Annotated in this window: 6 protein-coding genes and 2 pseudogenes; 5 read left to right on the top strand and 3 right to left on the bottom strand. The window is 61.0% G+C overall.

The window, feature by feature from the left end:
• Positions 1–205: 205 nt before the first annotated feature.
• A pseudogene (locus AC1DJT_RS34160) lies at positions 206–738 on the top strand (IS5 family transposase); the annotation flags it as partial.
• 394 nt (positions 739–1,132) lie between these two features.
• Complete coding sequence (locus AC1DJT_RS34155) at positions 1,133–1,519, top strand: hypothetical protein (RefSeq protein ID WP_476768884.1); 387 nt, start codon at positions 1,133–1,135, stop codon at positions 1,517–1,519.
• 54 nt (positions 1,520–1,573) lie between these two features.
• Here AC1DJT_RS34155 and AC1DJT_RS34150 read toward each other — a convergent pair whose 3' ends face one another.
• Entirely contained in the window at positions 1,574–1,720 is a 147-nt protein-coding gene (locus AC1DJT_RS34150; RefSeq protein ID WP_476768909.1) for a hypothetical protein, read from the bottom strand.
• 70 nt (positions 1,721–1,790) lie between these two features.
• On the opposite strand from AC1DJT_RS34150, the gene AC1DJT_RS34145 reads away from it, so the two are divergent.
• From AC1DJT_RS34145 to AC1DJT_RS34135, 3 genes are all read left to right on the top strand, one after another.
• Positions 1,791–2,057, top strand: coding sequence for a hypothetical protein (locus AC1DJT_RS34145; RefSeq protein ID WP_476768883.1), 267 nt, complete (start codon positions 1,791–1,793; stop codon positions 2,055–2,057).
• Positions 2,018–2,305 (top strand): hypothetical protein, encoded by a 288-nt coding sequence (locus AC1DJT_RS34140; RefSeq protein ID WP_476835817.1) that lies wholly within the window; start codon positions 2,018–2,020, stop codon positions 2,303–2,305. The genes AC1DJT_RS34145 and AC1DJT_RS34140 overlap by 40 nt, the downstream gene beginning before the upstream one ends.
• Before the next feature lie 653 nt (positions 2,306–2,958).
• Entirely contained in the window at positions 2,959–3,582 is a 624-nt protein-coding gene (locus AC1DJT_RS34135; protein WP_476768881.1) for a helix-turn-helix transcriptional regulator, read from the top strand.
• Between the two features lie 447 nt (positions 3,583–4,029).
• Here AC1DJT_RS34135 and AC1DJT_RS34130 read toward each other — a convergent pair whose 3' ends face one another.
• Positions 4,030–4,566, bottom strand: a complete 537-nt coding sequence (locus AC1DJT_RS34130) for a CinA family protein (RefSeq protein WP_476768880.1) — start codon at positions 4,564–4,566, stop codon at positions 4,030–4,032.
• Positions 4,567–4,713: 147 nt separating this feature from the next.
• Positions 4,714–4,924, bottom strand: a pseudogene (locus AC1DJT_RS34125) (cold-shock protein).
• Positions 4,925–5,259 lie beyond the last annotated feature (335 nt).

The raw sequence follows: 5,259 nt of genomic DNA, 5'->3' as shown, positions 1-5,259 counted from the left end.
ACCCATAGGCCCTCGCGCCGGCGGCTTCGTTCAATCCGGCTTCAATGAGGTCGCGCGCCGCGCCTCGCTCCACGATCAGTGCCGCGCGACCTCACAGAACCCTCCAGATTCCCATGGGCGGTGATGCGTGATTCAAGGCTGTCTTTTGGAGGCAGCCATGGGTGTTCTGGACCGCCTGATTCTTCGGGACGATCAATGAGAGCGGATATCGCTCCATATCATCGGCGACGAGAGGACGCGCGGTTCGACTGGTCGCGACAATCGGATGTTCGTGGAAGCGGTCTTGTGGATCGTGCGAACGGGCTCGCCCTGGCGCGATCTGCCGGAGGTTTTCGGCGACTGGAACAGCGTATTCCGCCGCTTCAGCCGCTGGAGCCACAAGGGTGTCTGGTGGCGCATCTTCGCGGCGATGTCGGATGATCCGGACTTCGAGTATCTGATCGTCGATTCCACGATCATCCGCGCTCACCAGCACGCGTCGGGCGCTAAAAAGGGGGGCCTCAAGATCAGGCCCTTGGCCGTTCCCGCGGCGGCCTGAGCACCAAGATCCATATGGCCGTCAGAGGCCTGGGCTGCCCAGTGCGCTTCGTCCTGACCGCCGGCCAACGCGGTGATTGTCCGCAGGCTCACGCTCTGATCGAAGGATTGCCCGCAAAGCTCGTCATGGCCGACGCGGCAGGCTGGCGCTGCCACCCTCACAACTCCGGTGCGACACGGCCAAGTGCTCGCGCCTGTCCGACAGGATTGCGAGCGGACGCGACGAGTGTGAGTGAGAGGGCACGAGCTGGCCGATGATTGGAGGGCGCGACCGAACTCGCTGGTTCACTCCGGAGACTGCTTCGGCACGCTCCCAGGTGGGAGGACTGGGGTGGTCCCGGTGTCGGGGGCAGGTTTTTCGATCTCCTCGTCTCCGGATTTCGGCGGGGTGAGTAGGCCCTCGCAGCGCTCGAGATTGGGCGCGGGAGCGTTGCTGTCGGGTTCGCCCCGAGCGACGCCCCTGTTGTCATTTGAATCAGGATGGCTGTCCGGCCGTACCTGACATGGAGCCGAAGAGCTGGAGTTTGGGGCTCGATCCGGCATCTGGGCCATTGCGGGGAGGAGGGCCAGCATCTGCAACAGCAGTGCTGCCCTGATGACGGGCGCCCGCGAGGAGCCTGTTACGGGGCTGAAAGGTCGTGGCAGCCAACTCCAGCGGATTCAATTCGCTGCTGGCGAGGACCTGGCCGTCGAYGCACTGTTCTTCCACTCCAAGGGGCAGGCGCGCCTCGAATTGGCGCGTGAGCTCGGCCTGGAGGCCGACCGCCGAAAGCCGTTGAAGACGGCGGGCTACGGCAAGACACGCATTCGGGGCCTTTATGTCGCCGGCGATGCCTCCGACCATGTGCAGTTCGCGATCGTGGCCGCGGGTGAGGGGGCGGCGGCCGCCTTCGCCATCAATACCGAGTTGCTCAAGGAAGATATCGCGGGTTCGCCCCGGCGCCGCCAAGCCGCTGCAGCGGACATGGCTTGCCAGGCCTGAAAACGGGTTTCTGCAAGGACCTGGATGCTCCCGATCTCGGTCGTGCCGCGAGCGTCAGTATCGCTGATCGCCGGTATGTGTGATCTCCCGTTGCTCGGAAACGACGATACCGCGGCAGAGCGCGACGAGCTCTGGATCGGTCAGCGTGGCCTGCTCGCACATAAGGATCGCGCCGGAATGAGGCGGGATCATCGAGCGCAGGAATTCGGCATTGCCGAGGCTATCTCGGCGAGAAGACTACGAAGCCCTGAATGAGGTCCCACTTCGCCAGATGAAAGATGGCGATTATCTACCGCCCACATATCAAGACTGGCTGACGCGGGCAGTAGCCCAGGCGATGGATCTGCTGGCCAGCGGTTGTTCGGCCCAGATCGTCAACCTGAGAATTGAAGACTACTTCGATTGGCTACACCAGCATTGCCTGCCCGATACGGCAGAGGCGCGGGCCCAATATCTCTCACATGTCGCCCACGAGGTCGGCTGTGAAGTGGAAAATATGTGCTGGCCGTGGCCGGTAAGGCCCAATGCAGCAGCGTAACGCTGAATGATCGAAGCGGAACGGGAGAAAATCACAAAATGATGCTGTCGGAAAATCTCAATTTCACCGTGACGAAGCTGAAGCAGATGATCATCAGTGGCGACGCCGGTGAGGGCGCGGTGGTTTACCTCGAAACAGATACAGAGACTACACTTGAACTTCTGATAGGTCCCGATGTCTTGGCCGCTTTAGAGGTGGTTCTCGTCAAAGCCGCCGCCGTTCACGCGAAGCATCACCCCGTTCAGTGAGCTCCTGATCCGTGCCGAGCGCTGAGACGCTGTCCGCCTATTGTTCGGCAAGTCGGCAAAACCTTTGAGATGTCTTCTAGCTGAGCGGAGATAAAGGCGCGGGCGAATCGTTCGCTCGGGAACCGGACCACCAACCCCGAATCATCGGCCCGATTGGGAACGACTTCATAGGGAATCTCCCACTCGTTCAGCCATCGGTCCATTCGCTCGAGTTGAGACAAAAAGYGGTGCCCCTTCAATGGAACCAGGACGTGATAGATCCAGCTCGCCTTCCCCTGCGCCCGGCTCACTAAAATGCCACGAGGTGAAACGTCGATCATTCGTCCCCCCAATTAACAGTCGTTACCGGGGCATCCGCAGCTATCCTACTCCCGCCAAGAATCGACTAGGGCGTGTTGCCAGATTTGAGTTCAGCGGGCGACGATACAGATGATCGCAGACCGCCGAGCCTCGCGCATTAACATTGTTAAATGTCTTCGCGCTGCCCGGTCCGCACTGTCGTCGCGAGCCGGAGGCCCGCACGCCTAGTCCATCGCGCCGGCAAGTCCGTCCAAACGGATGATGGTCGATGATTGAGAAACCTTTTCGCGGCTCTCACGTTGCAAGCCATCGGTCGCCAGCGCTCCCCGACCGAGGGAAGAGAGGTTTGATCTATGATCTCTGATCCGACACTTAGGAAAGCGACGGCTGTTCAGCAGGACGAACGATCCGACACGCGCGACAGCCAATCTCGCAGCGCCCTGGCTCTGAGCATGCTCGACCGCGTGGGTTGCGGCTATATCTTCCTCAAGGACCGCCGAACGATCGTCGAGGCTAACGCCACGGCCCGGCTTATCCTTGGCCGCGAGGCGCGCTCGGTTCATGATCTCGACCAGCTAACGTGCGCCTTCAAGCGATTGCTGGCGCGCGCGCCGAACCGCCCGGCACTTGGCCCACTAGCCTGGATCGTAATCTGGAATCAATACGACTCCCCTTTCGTTCTCAATCAGTCCACGGGCGACGTGCCAGACGGCACGAGCGTGGTCATGTTGCTCGATCTTGATGCACATCTCGAGCCCAGTCCCTTCATGCTTCGGCGCATGTTTGGACTGACCATGGCCGAGACTCGCCTTGCGCTGAAAATGGCGCGGGGCGAGGTGCCGTTGGATGTTGCCCGCAGCTCGCACCTCAGCCGATCCACCGTTCGCTCACAACTCTCCGCGCTCTTCGCTAAAACCCAGACGAAGCGCCAAGCGGAACTAGTCACATTGCTGACCCGGATCGCCGTCTTGCCGTGAGGACCGCCAGGCTTCTGGCTCGGGAAAAGTACTCCGCGCGCCCGCCTAAACGCAAAAAGCCCCCCTTTCGGAGCGACGGGCTAAGTTCAGGGAGGAAAGCCTGGAGGCAGCCGGTTCCACCGGTCAGGCGATCTGCGGCGGTCAGCCGCTCGAATTCAGAGGCGATGGGAACGTTGGCCGCCGTCGCGACAGCGCCGCACCCCGCGGATTACTCCATCGCCGACGGCCATGCCGCCGGGCGCAGGCTAAAGGCCCGCTGCCCCTTTCGGAGCAGCGGGGTCGAAACATACGGAGCAAGGGGCCCTCCGAAGAATTTCAGTCCGAGATCCGGCACGGGAAAACCAGCACACCAATGGCCGCTTTACGGCGGCGACTGTCCCGATCTCGGCACCAAGGCTTGGGTGGATTGCTCGCAGAGGGCCAAGGGAAGCGCTGGTGTCTGCGATTTTAGTGTTTCGGCTCAGCGATCAGATCGAGCGCAGTAAGCAACGCTGACTGAAGCGCGGCGTGCAGTAGAACATCTGGGCTCGATTTGCCGAACTCACAGTGGCGGTGCTTCACCGTTCCATCGGCCATGACGGCGGCTACGTGGACGCGTCCAATAGGGTTGCCGTCTTCATCAGGCTCAACCCCGGTCACGCCCGTCAGAGCGATGGCCAAGTCAGCACCGCTGCGCTCAATGGCGTTCACGGCCATCGCGCGAGCAATCGCTTCAGAAACCGCGCCAAATTCCGCAAGCAATTCCGGGTTGATCCCCAGCAGTCGCTCTTTCGCGAACTTGCGATAGACGACAAATCCACCGGTGAGCGAGTTCGCGGCGCCCTGCACGGAAGACAGAAGGTGCGCCAGCGAGCCTGCAGAGCAGGATTCAGCTGTAACGACCGTTTGGCCTCGGGCAGAGAGCTGCGAAATGAGAAGCTCAGCCAGAGCAGATGCGGGCGGAACTGACGAAGTTGGAAGTTCGTGCAAGAGGTCAAGTGACATTTCGATGCCTCGCCTCAATTCGGCCCGTGCGATGGCTGTTATCGTACTCCGAAAAGCGCGCCGTCCTTAGCCGCCAAATGCCAACCGGGTGGAGAAGAACAGCACCCTGAAAAACACTCGAATCCAGTTCCAGACTCGGAGGGTGCGTTATTCCGGCTTAAGGTTCTCGGCACAGGTTTTTCCCGAGCGTTGATCCGCGACCAGAGCTCGTAAGCGATTTTCTGTCCGTCGCGCAKCTCGCAATCCCGCACGCCCTAAGGCGCTGATATGRACGAACACATCGTGCCCGCCGTCATCAGGCTGGATAAAACCAAATCCCTTGGTGGCATTTGAACCACTTCACCGTTCCCGTCGCCATTGCGGTCCTCCGCAACCCTGAGCCCAAAAAGGGCCCGCGGCGGCCTCCACAGCGGGCCCCGTCAGGGGCATGAGCAGTCTGGCGGAGGAACGCGCATGGAAATGCAGGGATYCGCAAAAACGTAAAAAGGGCCACACGCTTTCTGTCGAACGGCGCGCAATGTTGCCCCCCGATCGGCGTCCAATATTGGCTCTGACTCACTTTTGATGGAATTCTGGATTCGGTTGGCGTTGATTTCACATGAGGAATCAATGCCATGCGCCAAGCCCTCCGGCCGTCGACCCTGGTTCCACGCAGCTTCGTTGTGAACGACGCCGTCATTGACGATGCAGGCT

The sequence above is a fragment of the Allobosea sp. 05T422_2 genome, from assembly GCF_056396265.1.
This window is presented reverse-complemented; position numbering and strand designations above follow the sequence as displayed.

What these genes read in the sequence shown, in the direction of transcription:
- AC1DJT_RS34145 (WP_476768883.1), top strand. Translation starts at nt 1,791, where the DNA reads ATGAAAGATGGCGATTATCTACCGCCCACATATCAAGACTGGCTGACG.
- AC1DJT_RS34135 (WP_476768881.1), top strand. Translation starts at nt 2,959, where the DNA reads ATGATCTCTGATCCGACACTTAGGAAAGCGACGGCTGTTCAGCAGGAC.
- AC1DJT_RS34130 (WP_476768880.1), bottom strand. Translation starts at nt 4,566, where the DNA reads ATGTCACTTGACCTCTTGCACGAACTTCCAACTTCGTCAGTTCCGCCC.